Origin of the sequence: Paraburkholderia sp. (genome assembly GCF_035948235.1) — a bacterium.
GTDB lineage: Bacteria > Pseudomonadota > Gammaproteobacteria > Burkholderiales > Burkholderiaceae > Paraburkholderia.
In genome coordinates this window covers 49,177-64,058 of record NZ_DASZJJ010000256.1, presented here as the reverse complement: position 1 = coordinate 64,058, position 14,882 = coordinate 49,177, and the positions used below count along the sequence as shown (strand labels likewise).

General features: G+C 63.9%; 14 protein-coding genes. 4 read left to right on the top strand and 10 right to left on the bottom strand.

The window, feature by feature from the left end:
- The coding region (locus VG320_RS22610) for an NAD(P)H-quinone oxidoreductase (protein ID WP_414696097.1) at positions 1–878 on the bottom strand (878 nt) is incomplete at its 3' end.
- A gap of 198 nt (positions 879–1,076) precedes the next feature.
- Here VG320_RS22610 and VG320_RS22605 point away from each other — a divergent pair.
- On the top strand, positions 1,077–1,955 hold the full coding sequence (locus tag VG320_RS22605; protein ID WP_327202296.1) for a LysR family transcriptional regulator: 879 nt from the start codon (positions 1,077–1,079) through the stop codon (positions 1,953–1,955).
- A 39-nt stretch (positions 1,956–1,994) separates the two neighbouring features.
- Here the strand turns inward: VG320_RS22605 and VG320_RS22600 are convergent, their stop codons facing one another.
- A complete protein-coding gene (locus VG320_RS22600; protein ID WP_327202295.1) occupies positions 1,995–2,729 on the bottom strand; it encodes a transporter substrate-binding domain-containing protein in 735 nt (244 codons plus the stop codon).
- Complete coding sequence (locus tag VG320_RS22595; RefSeq protein WP_327202294.1) at positions 2,726–4,210, bottom strand: MFS transporter; 1,485 nt, start codon at positions 4,208–4,210, stop codon at positions 2,726–2,728. The genes VG320_RS22600 and VG320_RS22595 overlap by 4 nt, the downstream gene beginning before the upstream one ends.
- Before the next feature lie 340 nt (positions 4,211–4,550).
- On the opposite strand from VG320_RS22595, the gene VG320_RS22590 reads away from it, so the two are divergent.
- Positions 4,551–4,898 carry a DUF4148 domain-containing protein gene (locus tag VG320_RS22590; RefSeq protein WP_327202293.1) on the top strand — a complete coding sequence of 116 codons (348 nt, stop codon included), beginning with the start codon at positions 4,551–4,553 and terminating at the stop codon, positions 4,896–4,898.
- A gap of 62 nt (positions 4,899–4,960) precedes the next feature.
- Here the strand turns inward: VG320_RS22590 and VG320_RS22585 are convergent, their stop codons facing one another.
- The 3 genes from VG320_RS22585 to VG320_RS22575 are packed head-to-tail and all read right to left on the bottom strand — an operon-like array spanning position 4,961 to position 6,162.
- Positions 4,961–5,257, bottom strand: a complete 297-nt coding sequence (locus tag VG320_RS22585; protein WP_327202292.1) for a 4Fe-4S dicluster domain-containing protein — start codon at positions 5,255–5,257, stop codon at positions 4,961–4,963.
- The gene (locus VG320_RS22580; protein ID WP_327202291.1) at positions 5,254–5,568 is read right to left on the bottom strand and encodes a hypothetical protein; all 315 of its coding nucleotides are present in this window, start codon (positions 5,566–5,568) and stop codon (positions 5,254–5,256) included. Before VG320_RS22580 ends, VG320_RS22585 begins: the two co-directional genes overlap by 4 nt.
- A gap of 12 nt (positions 5,569–5,580) precedes the next feature.
- Positions 5,581–6,162 carry an RNA polymerase sigma factor gene (locus VG320_RS22575; RefSeq protein WP_327202290.1) on the bottom strand — a complete coding sequence of 194 codons (582 nt, stop codon included), beginning with the start codon at positions 6,160–6,162 and terminating at the stop codon, positions 5,581–5,583.
- A gap of 163 nt (positions 6,163–6,325) precedes the next feature.
- On the opposite strand from VG320_RS22575, the gene VG320_RS22570 reads away from it, so the two are divergent.
- Positions 6,326–7,006 carry a VIT1/CCC1 transporter family protein gene (locus VG320_RS22570; protein WP_327202289.1) on the top strand — a complete coding sequence of 227 codons (681 nt, stop codon included), beginning with the start codon at positions 6,326–6,328 and terminating at the stop codon, positions 7,004–7,006.
- A 9-nt stretch (positions 7,007–7,015) separates the two neighbouring features.
- On the opposite strand, the gene VG320_RS22565 is transcribed toward VG320_RS22570, so the two are convergent.
- The 4 genes from VG320_RS22565 to VG320_RS22550 form a co-directional block, all read right to left on the bottom strand.
- Positions 7,016–7,969 (bottom strand): dimethyl sulfoxide reductase anchor subunit family protein, encoded by a 954-nt coding sequence (locus VG320_RS22565; RefSeq protein WP_327202288.1) that lies wholly within the window; start codon positions 7,967–7,969, stop codon positions 7,016–7,018.
- A 39-nt stretch (positions 7,970–8,008) separates the two neighbouring features.
- Positions 8,009–8,746 (bottom strand): 4Fe-4S dicluster domain-containing protein, encoded by a 738-nt coding sequence (locus tag VG320_RS22560; protein WP_327202287.1) that lies wholly within the window; start codon positions 8,744–8,746, stop codon positions 8,009–8,011.
- Positions 8,747–8,761: 15 nt separating this feature from the next.
- Positions 8,762–11,698 carry a molybdopterin oxidoreductase family protein gene (locus tag VG320_RS22555; RefSeq protein ID WP_327202286.1) on the bottom strand — a complete coding sequence of 979 codons (2,937 nt, stop codon included), beginning with the start codon at positions 11,696–11,698 and terminating at the stop codon, positions 8,762–8,764.
- A gap of 153 nt (positions 11,699–11,851) precedes the next feature.
- Positions 11,852–13,447: an MFS transporter gene (locus VG320_RS22550; protein ID WP_327202285.1), complete on the bottom strand. Its 1,596-nt coding sequence runs from the start codon at positions 13,445–13,447 to the stop codon at positions 11,852–11,854.
- A 350-nt stretch (positions 13,448–13,797) separates the two neighbouring features.
- Here VG320_RS22550 and VG320_RS22545 point away from each other — a divergent pair, with 350 nt between their 5' ends.
- Positions 13,798–14,874 (top strand): LLM class flavin-dependent oxidoreductase, encoded by a 1,077-nt coding sequence (locus VG320_RS22545; RefSeq protein ID WP_327202284.1) that lies wholly within the window; start codon positions 13,798–13,800, stop codon positions 14,872–14,874.
- Positions 14,875–14,882: the final 8 nt, after the last annotated feature.

Sequence of the window (14,882 nt, the reverse complement as noted above, 5' to 3'; positions counted from 1 at the left end):
ACGCTGCCGCCACGAATATGCGGCCAGATGTGCGTTTCGAGTTCGCGGATGATCTCCGCCTTCTCATCGTGCGTGCGCGAGCGCAGCGTCGAGCCGATATGCGTGAGCCGCTTGGTCAGCATCGGGAACAGATCGACCTGCGTGGCCGGACCCTTGATGACGCCAATCTGCACGATGCGTCCGTTCACCGCCGCCGCCGCGAAATTGCGCGCAACGTAATCGCCCGCGATGATATCGACGATCACGTCAGCGCCCTTGCCTTCGGTAAAGGCCAGCGTGCTGGCAACGAAGTCGTCCTTACGATAATCGATCGCGAGATCCGCACCCAGTGCGAGGCTGGCCTCGCGCTGCTCGTCGGAGCCGACTGTCGTGATGATGCGGCCCGCGCCCAGTGCCTTCGCGAACATCGTCGCCGCAGTGCCGATACCCGATGCGCCGCCGTGGATCAGCACGGTTTCGCCTTTCGCAAGCTTGCCGCGCTGGAACACGTTGAGCCAGACCGTCATGAAGGTCTCGGGCATGGCGGCGGCTTCGACGAGGCTCAACCCATCGGGAATGAACAGCGTGTTCGACTCGTGCGCCGTCGCGTACTCGGCATAACCGCCGCCCGGAATCAGCGCACAGACACGGTCGCCCACCGCGAAGCGCGTGACGCCCGCGCCGAGTGCGACCACTTCACCCGCGATTTCCAGACCCGGCAGGTCCGAAGCACCCGGAGGCGGATCGTACAGTCCCTTGCGCTGGAACACATCGGGACCGTTGACGCCCGCCGCGTGAATGCGGATCAGGACTTCGCCGGGCGCCGCTGCCGGCACTGGGCGTACCGTGGGCACCAGCACTTCCGGGCCGCCCGGTTGCGTGATTTCGACTGCCGACATGGTCGGCGCAATGGTGTGTGCTGCATTCGACATCGATTCATCCTCATAAGCTCGATCGAGCGGCGTGGGAACCTGAAGGATTCGTTGGACTGCACGCCTTTGATCTGCAGACGAGTATAGTTTTCTGAGGTCTGCGAGCCACGCAGCAAATTGCTTGCGCACTGATGCAAAATTGCATCATCACCCGACGGAGCCTGCATGGACTGGAACGACGCCCGCATCTTTCTCGCGATCCATCGCGAAGGCACGCTGCGCGCCGCCGCACGCACGATCAACCTCGATCAGGCGACGGTTGGGCGACGCCTCGCGGTGCTCGAACACGATCTGTCGGCGGCGCTATTCGCGCGCACCTCGAAAGGCTATGTGCTCACGCCAGCGGGCAAGCTCGCCTTGCTCCCCGCCGAAGCGATGGAACGCGCGGCCCACGATCTCACACGACAGACTCAGGGACTCGACAAAAAGCTGGCAGGCGAAGTCAAGGTGACGACGACCGACGCCCTCGCGCTGGCCTTCGTCATTCCTTCGATCGAGCGGCTGCATGCAAAACACCCTGAAGTGTGCGTGCGTTTGAATACTTCGACGCAGTTGCTGAACCTTGCGACACGCGAAGCGGATATCGCCGTGCGAACCGTGCGTCCGCACAATCCTGGACTGGTGGCGCGGCGACTGGCCAGTTGGGAGGTGGGACTGTTTGCGTCGCAGAGTTATCTCGACCGGCATGGCGTGCCGGTGGAAGGCACGGCCTTCGCGGGACACGATCTCGTCGTCTATCAGCCTTATATCGACGCGGCCAAAGAACCCGCCCTCGCGGGTGAGCCGCTCAGGAGCGGGCGCATCGTGGCGCGCTTCGATTCGAACCTGAGCCTGCGCGGCGCGATCAAGGCAGGGATCGGGCTTGGCGAAATTCCCGTGAATATGGGCGCACACGACGGACTTATCCGCGTCTGGCCGTCGCGCAGGCGCGAAGCGCCCTATGAAATCTGGCTGGTCACGCACAAGGATCTGCGCCGTACCGCACGCATTCGCGCAACCATCGACGAGATCGTTCAGAGTATCGAGACTTGTGGCGAGGCGTAACTCGGGTAGCGCGCGTCCAGATCGACCGGACTTCCCCAATCACGCAGCCGGCGCCACCGAAGCCCCTTCGATCCCATGCCCTGCAAGCGCCGCGGCGATGAATCCGAATGCCTTTTTCCGCTCGACGAAGTCCGCCAGCACGGCGGCAGCCTGCGGTCCCCGGCTTCTGGCAACGCCCATCGCCTGGCGGATCACCATAAAGCGTTCGCCCAGCAGACGCAGCCCACCGATGCGGCTCGCGTCGGCCTGCAGTTGCTGCTTAACGCCGGCGGCCACTTCCAGCCCCTGCTCGATAAAAGTCTGCACGACCGCTGGCGAAGTCGGCGCGCGCACGATCTGCGCCGCCTTCAATTCGCGCGTGAGAAAGAGGTCGTAGGCGCTCCCCTTGCCAACAGCCACGCGATGGGCCGCCACGTCCACGTCGGCGTTGGTGCGCACCGGCGAGTCCTCGCGCACGAGATAGAAGCCTTCGATCAGCACGTAGGGCGCCGTGAACGCGATGGTTTCGCCGCGCGTCGGATCGACCGCGAAGAAGCCGAAATCCGCGCGCGCGTCGCTCACGGCTTCAACGGACTGGGCGGCGGTATCGAACACGACGAGTTCGAGCGGCAAGCCCAGATAAGCGGCGAAGTCACGCGCCAGGTCGACCGACACGCCGGACACTTCCCCACTCACCACATCGCGGTTCGCGAGGATCGGATTGCCCAGATTGATGGAGGCGCGCACAACGCCGGTCGGAGCGAAGGCTTCAATGACAGCGGGATCGATATTCATGAATGATGTCGTGCGACGCCGTTCTGTTGCGCATCGCTCAGAGTCAAAGGCGAGGGAACGTCGAGCATATCACCCGCTTCCGAGGTGAGCGCTTCGAGCGACAAACCCTTTGTTTCGATGCCCAACGTCCAGACGGCGAGCGCCGCGACGGCAAACGACAGCGCACCCAGCATGAACACGCCGCCCTGGCCGAACAGCGGCAAAACCACGCCAACCGCATAAGGGCCAATCAGCGACCCAACACGGCCAATCGCCGAGGCGAACCCTGAGCCCGTCGCGCGTGCGCCGGTGCCGTAGAGTTCGGGCGTATAGGTGTAGAGCGCGGCCCACATCGCGAACAGGAAGAACTGCATGACGAGGCCGGTGCCAAGCAGCAACGGAATGCTGGCGCCGTGCAACGCCGTTTGACCATACGCATAGGCCATCACGCCGCCGCCCAGCAGCGAGACCACACAGGTCGGCTTGCGGCCCCAGACCTCGACCAGCCAGGCCGCGCAGAGAAAGCCGGGCACACCGCCAAGCGAGATCAGCACGGTGTAGAAAACCGATTGCGTCACCGCAAAACCCGCCTGCTGCAGCAGCGCTCCTAGCCACGACGTCAGTCCGTAGAAGCCGAGCAGCGCGAAGAACCAGAGCGCCCACACCATCGCGGTGCGGCGCCGGTAAGCCGGGCTCCAGATCTCGCGCAGCGCGCCGCGTCCGCGCGTGGGCGTGGACTCCGTCGGCTCCTGAAGCCGCACGGGTGCGGGCAGGCTCGACAGGCCGGCGGATCGCATCACGCTGGCCTCGATCTGCGCAACGACGCGATCCGCTTCGTCCGCGTGCCCGCGATGTTCGAGCCAGCGGGGCGATTCGGGCACGATCCTGCGCACCACCAGCACGAACGCGGCGGGCATGGCGAGGAGCGCAAACACGGTGCGCCAGCCAAGCGTCGGCAGCACGAAGTAAGCGACGATCCCCGCGGTGATGAAGCCAAGCGGCCAGAAGCCGTCCATCAGCGCGACCAGACGGCCACGTTTGGCGGCGGGAACGAACTCGGAAAGCAGCGCCTGAGCGATCGGGAACTCCATGCCCATGCCAAAGCCCAGCAGGATGCGATAGACGATCAGCATGTTCACGTCATGCGCCGTTGAGCAGAGATACGAGGCCACGCCCCATAGCACCATGCTCCACTGGAACACCGGCCGCCGGCCGAAGCGATCCGCCAGCAGCCCCGCCACGGCGGCGCCAATCGTCATGCCGAAAAAGCTCGAACTCGCGACCAGTCCGGCCTGCGCGGTGGAGAGCCCAAACTCCTTCTTGATCGAGCCGAGCACGAACGTCATCGTGCCGAGGTCGACCGAATCGAAGAAGAATGCGAGCGCGATGATGGTGAAAACCAGCTTGTGATAGCCGGAAAACGGCAGGCGTTCGAGCCGCGCCGCGGCGCTTGCACGCGGTTGTGAGGAAGCAGAAGCGGGAGCGGAGGGAGCAATTGGCATGACGTCCTCGGGTTGAGAACGGCCGCGCGGCGGGACGTGGCGCTGCCGTTCGCGCCAGTAGAGGTCGCCATTAAGGGACGCAATAGAAAAAGACCGGCATCCAGCAGGGACGAAAACGTCAATGGCGCTTCTGGAAAACTGTCCGTCGTTTTTGCGAACGGCGCAGCCACCTGGCGACATGGGGCACGATCACGCGCAGCAGCGCCAGCTGATCTTTCCACCGCGTGAAAGTATGATTTCCCGAAATCATGGTTAACCCCAGGCAGGCAAACTCCTAGACTGGCTTCATCGGTTGCGGCGAAACAGCACAACCGAACACCAAAGCACAATGGAGGTTGTCATGAAGTCCCTGATTCAAGCTGTTGCAGTTGCCGTTGCCCTCGTTGTTCCGGTTGCTTCGTTTGCCCAGTCGAATGGCCCGGTGACCCGTGCGCAGGTTCGCGCCGAACTCGTTCAACTCGAAAAGGCCGGCTATAGCCCCGCACGCGGCAACGATCCGCACTACCCCGACGACATTCTCGCCGCCGAAGCCAAGGTCGCTGCACAGAACAGCGCCGTCGGCGGCGTCGCGGACGGTTCGAGCGCCTCGGGCGGCCCGGTTACAACCGCTGCCACTGCAGCTAACGCTGCAACTGCTGCCGCGCGTCCCGCCTACGACGGCATGAAGCCGGTCTACTTCGGCCAGTAAGCTGCCGGGTCGCGCGGCCTACGCTGCTGCCCGGCCCAACGCTCGCCCATTCGTCGATCAAGCTACGTCGTTCTGGCCAGCTTGATCGCGCGTTCGGGGCACGCCGTCACGCACAAGCCGCACGAGCGGCAGGCCTGCGCGTTCGGCGTGTAGGCGACTTTCATGCCGTGCACCCGCAGCTTCAGCCGATGCCCCCAATCGAGAGCGCGATAATCGGCTTCGTCGATACGCCGGATTTCGAACACGCTCTCGGGGCACACATCGAGGCAATCGCCCTTGCCTTCGCAACGTTTCAGATCGACGACCGGCACGATCACGCCCGGCTCCTGTTTGCACTCTGCCGTGGATTGCCCGCTCATGCCTCGTCTCCCGTGCGCCGCGCGCGGCCCGCTCGCCATGCCGACTGGAATTGCTCCCGTTCTTCGGGCGTCATCGCTTCCCATTTGCGCCAGTGACGCCGGTAGCGCCCGCCGCCGTGTCCGCGAAATCCGCCAAACAGAATGCGGCTCAACACCAGCAAGCCCAGCGCATGCCAGAAATCGATCGCGCGAGCGCCTACGAAGAGCGCCGGAATCACCCAGTTCCATAGCATCATCACCACCCACCCCAGCACGCCAATGGCGACCAGCACAAGCAGCGCTTTACCCGCACATCTGAATCGAAACTTCATCCTTCGGCTCCTCTAAATATCCAGTTCGTCGTAAATGGGCTGTAGCCGCGCGCGCAGATGCAGGACCGCATAGCGTTTGCGCGCAAGCAGCGTATTGAGCGTCACGCCGCTTGACGCAGCCAGGTCCTTGAACGAGCGGCCCTCCAGTTCGTGCGCGATAAAGACCTCACGTTGATTCGGCGGCAACTCGTCGAGTGCATCCTGCAAAGCCTTGAGCAGCACGCTGCGCGCATAAAGCGCTTCAGGTCCGGCATCCTGGGCCGGCAGCGCCAGGTCGAGCCGATACTCGCTGTCGGCGTCACCATCGGTCCCGGACAATTCCGCGAGTGGCTGCTCCTTCTTCTTGCGAAAGCGATCGACGATGCGGTTGCGCGCGGCGCGAAACAACCACGCGCTCGCCTGTTCGATCGGCGCGGGAAGCCGGTAGGCCTGCACGAATTCGTGAAAAACATCCTGCAGGATGTCTTCGGCATCATCCTGGTCGCGAATCCGGCGCCGGATGAAATTGACGAGCCTCGTGCGCTCACGCACCACGGTCGCGGTGATTTCGCTGTCTCGGTCGGTCATCGGCTGCGAGGTGGGTGGCGGTTCCATGGGCCTGAAGACGTTTCAGGCGCGCGGATATTGTGCGCGAACGAAAAAAAATTCCGCCGCAGCCGGATTCCGGCGAGCCGATCCGCGCATCGATGGCGTATCTTCACGTATTCATCCGGATAAGGGCTGGAACAGCCGCCGAAACCCTCAAGCACGAGGCCCTATGAACACGACTTCCCCCACGCGCGAACCGGTGCCCGAAAAGCGCGAGCCCGTCCTCAATACCGTCGATCGCGTGACCGAACTGTGCTTCGGGCTATTCATGGCGCTGACTTTCGTGGGGGCCATCAAGGCCGTCACGGCCGGCGAGGATGCCGGGCGTAAGTTGTTCATCGCCGCGCTTGGCTGCAATCTCGCCTGGGGCCTTGCCGATGCGGTGATGTTTCTGGTGCGCACGCTCGCGGATCGCGGTCAGCGCCTGACGCTGGCCCTGACCGTAAAGCGCGAACCGGATCGCGCCGTTGCCGTACAGGTATTGCGCGACGCGCTGCCGAAGGCGCTGGAGCCGCTGGTCGACGATGCTGAACTTGAACAGATTCGCGCGCGCCTGGTGGCAGCATCGACGCTGCCGCCGCGCGCGCGTTTAAGACGCGACGATTTTATTGGCGCCGCCGGTATTTTCCTGCTGGTCGTCGTCTCGACCTTTCCGGTCGCGCTGCCCTTCATCATCGTGAAGGATCACATCACAGCGCTGATCATTTCGCGCGTGCTCACGCTTGCCATGCTGTTCGCCGCAGGCTTTGCGCTCGGGCGCTACACGGGTGCGGGCGCGATGAAGGCCGGTTGCGCCATGACCTTGCTGGGCGCCGCCTTGACATCGGCGATTATCGCGCTGGGAGGTTAGCGCCCGCCGTCAGGAGCGTTGGTAGTAGAGATTCTGCGGGTGCCGCGCCTCGGCGAAGAAAAACCAGCGCTCGGCCACCAGCCCCGCGTACTGGATAATCGCCGCCGCGCAAAGCAGCGCGAACGACAGCCCAACCGGGCGCACGCCGCCACCGATCGCCACGAGGCAAAAAGGCGCAAGAAACGCCGCGATCAGGAACGTCCATTTGACGCGGGCCAGCGCACGCGGCGTCTTGCCGTGAAAGAACTCGCGCAGATTAAACGCTCCGGCGGTAAATCCGCGCGACTTCTGCTCGACACGTTCCGCGCGAATGCCGGTCGCGCTTTGCACCGTCGATTTCGGGCGCAGACGCGCATTGCGGATGAGCGAGCCCGTACGCGACGCACAGCCCGCGAGCGTCAACACGCAGGCGCAAACGGCGAGCGGCACGATCATGGCCGGTGCGAATTTCGCGGCGCAGGCGGTTGCCAGCGTAAAGCCGGATGCGCAGCCCAGCAGCAGGAAATTGACCAGCGTGAGCGGCGTGGCCCATTCCTGAAGAAAGCGCAGGCACGCGTAAATCATCGCGGTGCAAACGAACAGCAGCACACTGGCCACCACTGCCACGCCGCCTATCGCGAGCGTAAAGGACGCCCCCAACAGATGCGCCAGACCATAGGCGAAGGTGCAGGCAAGAAACGCGGGCAGACAAAGGCATTCGCGCGAAAGCCACGAGGTGCGCCACATTGCAATGGCGCGCCATGCCCGCTCGGGATGGCCGAGATGAAAAAACGATGCGACCAGTCCCAACACGCCAAGCAAGCACGACAGCCCTGCGCCAACCACATAAAACGCGGACGGAACAGCAGCCGCATCGCCGAAGCCTAGTCGCATTGCCAGTTCGACGCCCACGAGCGCGATGAGCAGCCCCTGGCCCGCGCCGCTGAGCGTCGTGAGAAATACCACTGAAAATGCCGGTTTCATTGCGCTCTCCTTTCTTCTATTCAGGCGTCGTCAAGTACGTTAAAGCGCAGGCCGCGTAGCGATAGACGCCAGATTGAGCGCCCCGCTTTCAAGCTGGGCTTCGAGCGTCGCGGACCCGGCTTCATCCGATGTCTTGCACGAACACGCGCCGCCGCAGGACGTCACTTGCTGACGCGGCAAATAATGATTCGACGGTTTGGTGTCCCACTCCGGCATCAGTTGATAGCCGCCGCGTTCGCGGATCGCCTTCGACACAACCGACTCGGGATCGTGAATGTCGCCAAACAGCCGCGCCGAGGTCGGGCACGCCAGCACGCACGCGGGCTTGCGGTCGCGCTCGGGAAGCGCCTCGTTATAGATGCGATCGCTGCAGAGCGTGCATTTGGTCATTTCCTTGCGCGCCTCGTCGATCTCTCGCGCGCCGTAGGGGCAGGCCCACGCGCAGTATTTACAGCCGATACAGCGGTCGTAATCGACCAACACAAGGCCGTCCTCCTTGCGCTTGTAGCTCGCGCCCGTGGGACAGACCGGCACGCACGGCGGGTCCTCGCAGTGCAGGCAGGACTTAGGGAAGTGAATGGTGTCGGCCAGCGGATATTCGCCGGCCTCGAACGTCTGCACACGGTTGAAGAACGTGCCCGACGGATCGGCGTCATAAGGGCGAAAGTCGGCCAGACTGCCCGCCTCGCCCGAGGTATTCCATTCCTTGCAACTCGTCACGCACGCGTGGCACCCCACGCAGACGTTCAGATCGATCACGAGCGCCATCTGTGTCATAGCCTGTACTCCGAATTATTTACGCTGCGTGGCCTTCGCCAGACGCGCGGCGAACTCGCCGCGCCCGGCAAAATAGGTCTGAACGACACGATGAACGAGTCCTTTCGCCCCCGTGCCGATCTCACCGGGCAGCGCGGGCATGGCCTCGAATTGCGGCAGCGTGTGGTCGGCGTCCGCCTCGGCTGCATAGATCCGCACGCGCACGTCGTACCACGCCGCCTGTCCCGTGATGGGATCGGAGTTCGAGGTGCGCGGATGATCGGCATGCTTGAGCGGGATTTCGTCGGCGATCAGATGGTTCAGCAGGAAGCCGCGCTGCGATTCGTTGGCGTCGGGCCCAAGATTCCACGCGCCCGCCGACTTGCCGATGGCGTTCCATGTCCATACCGTGCCGGGCTCCACCGCTTCGCTATAGCGCGCCATACAGCGCACTTTGCCCCATTGCGATTCGACGTAAATCCAGCTGCCGTCCGCGATATCCTGCGCGGCCGCCGTGCGGGGATTCATGTAGAGATAGTTCTCGCCGTGGATTTGCCGCAACCAGGCGTTCTGCGAATCCCACGAGTGATACATGGCCATGGGCCGCTGCGTGACGGCTGCGAGCGGAAACCGCGCGTGATCGGTCGCGTCGTGTTCGAGCGGCGCATACCAGAACGGCAGCGGATCAAAGTACTGTTCGATACGTGCGCGCAAATGTGCGGGCGGCTGCCGCCCTTTCGTCTTACCCTGCGCGGCGAGCCTGAACTTCTGCATCACATCCGAGTAAAGCGCAATGACAATGGGTTCGTTAAACTTACGAAAGCCCTTTTCCACCGCGAACTGCAGATAAGGCCCGTTGACGTTGCGCATGTACTGCAGCGATTCGGGCAGCGTGTAGTGGTAGACGCAGTTGTGTTTTGCGTACTGCTCCCACTGCTGCGGGTTTGGTTCGCCCACCAGCGCCTTGTCGCCGTCCTTGCCGCGCCAGCCCATCAGGAAGCCCACGCCCGATCCCGGCGCCGTCTGATGATGGATGACGAAGTCCGGATAGTCGCGGTATTTGCGCTGACCGTCCGGCGTGGTGAAAGCCGGAAGTTTCAGGCGGCCCGCCAGTTCGACGAGCACTTCCTGAAACGGCTTGCACTCGCCCGTGGGCGGCACGACGGGCACGCGCACGGAATCGACTGGCCCGTCGAATTCGGAAATCGGCCGGTCGAGCATCGACATAGCGTCGTAGCGCTCAAGATAAGTCGTATCGGGCAGGATCAGATCGGCGAACGCGGTCATCTCCGACTGGAACGCATCGCACACGACGATGAACGGAATCTTGTACTCGCCGCTTTCGTGTCGGTCCGCCAGCATCTTGCGGACTTCGACGGTATTCATCGACGAATTCCACGCCATGTTGGCCATGAAGATCAACAGCGTATCGATCGGATACGGGTCGCCGCGCCAGGCATTCGTGATGACGCTATGCATCAACCCGTGCACGGCAAGCGGATATTCCCACGAGAATGCCTTGTCGATCCGCACGGGCTCGCCACTGGCGTCCACAAACAGATCTTCCGGCGCGGCGGGCCAGCCCAGCGGGCCATTCGCAAGCGGCGTGTTGGGCTTGACGTCGTCGGGGCTATTGGGCGGTTTCGCCGAAGGCGGCACGGCGCGCGGATACGGCGACTTGTGCCGGAAGCCGCCCGGCCGGTCGATGGTGCCGAGCAAGGACATCAGCACGGCAAGCGCACGGATCGACTGGAAGCCGTTTGAATGGGCGGCAAGCCCACGCATGGCGTGAAAGGCAATGGGCGCGCCCGTCACGGATTCGTGCGTTTGCCCCCAGGCGTCAGTCCATGGAATCGGTAAGGTAACCTTATGATCGCGCGCGGCATCGGCCATTTCCTGCGCCAGCCGGCGGATCGTAGCGGCGGGAATGCCGGTGATCTGCGCCGCCCATTCCGGCGTGCAACTGGCGACCTGCTCGCGCAACAGTTCAAACGACGGTGCGACCGGCGTGCCGTTGGCGAGCGTATAGCGCCCTTCCAGCGCGGGCCGCACGCCCGGCGCGTGATGCGGCACCGCGCACTGGCTCGCGGCGTCCCACCACATATGATTCTGCGGAAAGAGCGGATTGCGCACTTCAACCGTTTCGTCCTGCACGAACAGGCCGTACGTATCGCTATCGGGCCGCATATCGAGCAGCTCGCCCGCATTCGTATAACGTTCGACGAATTCGCGGTCATACGCGTCGTTTTCGATCAGCTCGCGCATGAGCGCCATGAACAGCGCGCCGTCGGTGCCTGGACGAATCGGCACCCATTCGTCGGCGATGGCCGCATAGCCGGTGCGGATCGGATTGATCGCAATGAAGCGGCCACCCGCGCGCTTGAACTTCGAAATGGCGATCTTCAGCGGGTTCGAGTGATGATCTTCCGCCGTTCCAATCATGAAGAACAGCTTCGCGCGGTCCAGATCCGGGCCGCCGAATTCCCAGAACGATCCGCCTATCGTGTAGATCATTCCAGCCGCCATATTCGCCGAGCAGAATCCGCCGTGCGCCGCATAATTCGGGGTGCCAAACTGTTTGGCGAAGAGCCCCGTGAGCGCCTGCATCTGGTCGCGGCCCGTGAATAGCGCGAATTGTTTCGGGTCCGTCGCGCGCAAATGGGCGAGGCGCTTTTCCAGCAGGTCGAACGCGGTTTCCCAGGAAATCGGTTCGAACTGCGCGGCGCCCCGCACGGCGTCTGGTTTGCGCAGCAGCGGCTGGGTGAGACGCGCTGGCGAATACTGTTTCATGATGCCCGACGAACCCTTGGCGCAGATCACCCCCTGGTTGAGCGGATGCTCCGGATTGCCGTCGATATAGCGCACCTCGCCATCGCGCAGGTGCACGCGAATGCCGCAGCGGCAGGCGCACATGTAACAGGTCGTGGTTTTGACCTCGAGCTTTTCGTTCTGCGTGCGGGGCTTATGTTCCATCGCTCCTCCAGTTGCGCGCGCGGTACAAGCTGCACAACCGCTGCGCCGATACCGAACATCGTATAAACGACCCGCACATAAGAAAACTCGCAATTTGCGATCTCAATCATCGGCCTGGCTGATAGTTTCAGGCAGCCTGCCCCATCTGCATCGTCAACGCGAACGACTGGGGCTCAGGGTTGCCGCCGCGATAGCCGCTGCGATGAACGCACACGCGGCGGACACGGCGGCGACGGCGCGCAGGGCGTCGACGATGGCATCGGCGTCCGCGCGGGCCACCGGCGTGCGGGCTTCGCCCTGATGATCCGCCGCCAGCAATGGCTGCGTCGGCCGCACGTCCTGCAGTACATGCAAGCTGTCAAGGCGCGCCGATAGCCCGGCCTGGTGAGACCAGACGAACACGATGCCGAGCACCGCAATCGCCAGCAGGCCCGCCACGCGCGCGACCGCGTTGTTGATGCCGGACGCAACGCCGGTGCGCTCGCTCGACACCGAACTCATAACGACCGTCGTCAGCGGCGCCACCGTGATCGTCATCCCCAGTCCAAGCACGACGAGCGCAGGGAAAAAGCCGACCCAATAGCCCTCGTGCACGAACGGCAGCGCCAGCAACGCGAAACCCATACCCGCAACGCCGGGGCCGGCAGTCAACAGCGAGCGCGCACCGAAGCGGTTCGTCAGCCCGCCGGTGAAACGCGATAGCAAACCAATCGCGACAGGCACCGGCAACAGCGCCGCGCCCGCGGCGGTCGCGCTATAGCCGTGCGCGCGGATCAGCGTGAAAGGCAGGAAGAAGAATGCGCCGCCCAGTCCAAAGTAAAGCAGCAAGGTGACAAGATTGGCGGCCGTGAAATCGCGCGAGCGAAACACATCGAGCGGCATCATCGGGTTGGCGCTGCGCGCCTCGATCGCCACGAACACGCCGAGCACCAGCACGCCCACGCCAATCGCGGCGCATACCAGCGGATGCGCGAAGCCGCGCGCCGATGCTTCGGTCAGGCCGAACGTCAGCGCGGCAAGACCCGCTGCCGCGCTGAAGGCGCCCGGCCAGTCGAGTTCGCGCGGCGCATCGAGCTTGTGACTGTTGGGCACGGACGACAGCGCCAGCGCGATCGTCAGCGCGGCAAGCGGCACGTTCAGGAAAAAGATCGCGCGCCACGAAAACGCATCGACGAGCCAGCCTCCCGCCACCGGCCCCACCGCCGAGGTGATCGCGCCCACGCCCGCCCAGGTGCCAATCGCGCGCCCGCGCGAAGCGTCGTCGAACACCGCGCCGATGATCGAGAGACTACTGGGCACGAGCAGCGCCGCACCGATGCCTTGCACCGCGCGGGCCGCGATCAGCGCAGACGCATTCGGCGCGAAGCCGCAGGCCGCCGAGGCCAGCGTGAAGAGCGCGATGCCCGCGACAAACACCGTGCGCCGTCCGAGGCGGTCGCCCATTGATCCGCCGACCAGCACGAGCGAGCCGAGAAACAGCAGATATGCATTGACGACCCACTGCATCGCCGCGACGCTTGCGCCCAGTTCGCGCTGAATCGACGGCAGCGCGACGTTGACGACGGAGCCGTCGATGAAGGCCATGCTCGAACCGAGGATCGTCGCGGCCAGCGCGAGACGCTTGTGCCGGCAGGGGCGATCGACCGTGGTGGGCTGCGCGTGGATGACGAGTTTGTCGCACGGGCTGGCCTGCGCGGCGATGACGCGCGCGGCCTTCGGGTCGTCGACGGAAAGATCCGGGTTGGCCACGTCCGCTCCGGTGCTGATCGATGGTGAGCAGAGTCTGTTCGTGCTGGCGAGGCAAGTCAACCTGGTGACCGTGCCCTAAATCTGGAGCGTCAGGCGACTGATACTCGACGCATTCAATATGCGATAGCTGAACGAAAGGTGGGGTCGTCGGCGCAGTTCATCACGTTCGAATGAGCGCCGGGCCACGTCATATCGTCGTCATGACGACACAATCGTCGCTAACGCGGAATCGCCTCTACCCGGCGCCCTCTCATGATGCCGATATGGAATATTTATATTCAATCAATATTTAAACTTTGCATGTCGCGATGCTAGGCTGCGCTCCATAGAGACCTCTCACAGGAGCCAGCATGAGCATCGAATTCATCGGCATGATCCAGCAGCGCAAGGTGTCGGAGACGCACCAGGCGAGCGGCCCCGCGATCGACGTCGACTACGTTCGCGATTTCGCCCAGGCGCACGAGCGCGCGGGTTTCGACCGCATCCTGGTGCCGCATAGTTCGAGCAGCCCCGACGCCACGCTCACGGTTGCCTACGCCGCGAGCGTTACGTCGCGCGTGCATTTCATGCTCGCGCATCGTCCCGGTTTCGTCGCCCCCACGCTGGCCGCGCGCCAGATCGCCACACTCGATCACTTTTCGGGTGGCCGTCTGGCCGTGCACTTCATCTCGGGCGGCAGCGATGCGGACCAGCGCCGCGACGGCGACTTCCTGAGCCACGACGAACGCTACGCACGCACCGACGAATATCTCCGCGTACTCAAGCGCATCTGGACCGAAGACAAACCTTTTGACCACCACGGCCGCTTTTATCGCTTCGAGCAGGCGTTCTCCGAAGTCAAACCGCGCCAGCAGCCGCATGTGCCGATCTATTTCGGCGGCGCATCAGAAGCGGCGCTGACGGTCGCCGGCAAGCATGCCGACGTGTACGCGCTGTGGGGCGAATCGAAACAGGGCGTGGCCGACCTGATCGACCGCGTGCGCGCCGAAGCCGCGAAGCACGGTCGCGAGGTGCGCTTCTCTGTGTCGTTCAGGCCGATTCTCGCCGATACGGAAAAAGCCGCGTGGGAGCGCGCCGGGCACATCCTCGAAGAAACGCGCCGCCTGCGCGCGGCGCAGGGTCTCGATAAGGGCGGCCCGCTCGAAAGCGAAGGGGCGCGGCGCTTGCTCGGCGCAGCCGGTGACGGCGTACGCGCGGACGAGCGCCTATGGACCGCGGTTGCAAAGGAGATCGGCGGCCGCTCGAATTCCACGGCGCTCGTGGGCACGCCCGAACAGGTCGCGCAGACGCTCGCGGAATATCACGCGATTGGCGTTACCACGTTCCTGATTCGCGGCTTCGATCCGCTCGAAGACGCCGCGGATTATGGCCGCGTGTTGATTCCCGCCACGCGCGAACTCACCAGCCGCGTGCGCGCCGCCGCGTAAGCGCAGCA

What these genes read in the sequence shown, in the direction of transcription:
- VG320_RS22565 (WP_327202288.1), bottom strand. Translation starts at nt 7,969, where the DNA reads ATGAAACCGGCATTTTCAGTGGTATTTCTCACGACGCTCAGCGGCGCG.
- VG320_RS22575 (WP_327202290.1), bottom strand. Translation starts at nt 6,162, where the DNA reads ATGGAACCGCCACCCACCTCGCAGCCGATGACCGACCGAGACAGCGAA.
- VG320_RS22605 (WP_327202296.1), top strand. Translation starts at nt 1,077, where the DNA reads ATGGACTGGAACGACGCCCGCATCTTTCTCGCGATCCATCGCGAAGGC.
- VG320_RS22545 (WP_327202284.1), top strand. Translation starts at nt 13,798, where the DNA reads ATGAGCATCGAATTCATCGGCATGATCCAGCAGCGCAAGGTGTCGGAG.
- VG320_RS22590 (WP_327202293.1), top strand. Translation starts at nt 4,551, where the DNA reads ATGAAGTCCCTGATTCAAGCTGTTGCAGTTGCCGTTGCCCTCGTTGTT.
- VG320_RS22585 (WP_327202292.1), bottom strand. Translation starts at nt 5,257, where the DNA reads ATGAGCGGGCAATCCACGGCAGAGTGCAAACAGGAGCCGGGCGTGATC.
- VG320_RS22555 (WP_327202286.1), bottom strand. Translation starts at nt 11,698, where the DNA reads ATGGAACATAAGCCCCGCACGCAGAACGAAAAGCTCGAGGTCAAAACC.
- VG320_RS22600 (WP_327202295.1), bottom strand. Translation starts at nt 2,729, where the DNA reads ATGAATATCGATCCCGCTGTCATTGAAGCCTTCGCTCCGACCGGCGTT.
- VG320_RS22570 (WP_327202289.1), top strand. Translation starts at nt 6,326, where the DNA reads ATGAACACGACTTCCCCCACGCGCGAACCGGTGCCCGAAAAGCGCGAG.
- VG320_RS22560 (WP_327202287.1), bottom strand. Translation starts at nt 8,746, where the DNA reads ATGACACAGATGGCGCTCGTGATCGATCTGAACGTCTGCGTGGGGTGC.
- VG320_RS22595 (WP_327202294.1), bottom strand. Translation starts at nt 4,210, where the DNA reads ATGCCAATTGCTCCCTCCGCTCCCGCTTCTGCTTCCTCACAACCGCGT.
- VG320_RS22580 (WP_327202291.1), bottom strand. Translation starts at nt 5,568, where the DNA reads ATGAAGTTTCGATTCAGATGTGCGGGTAAAGCGCTGCTTGTGCTGGTC.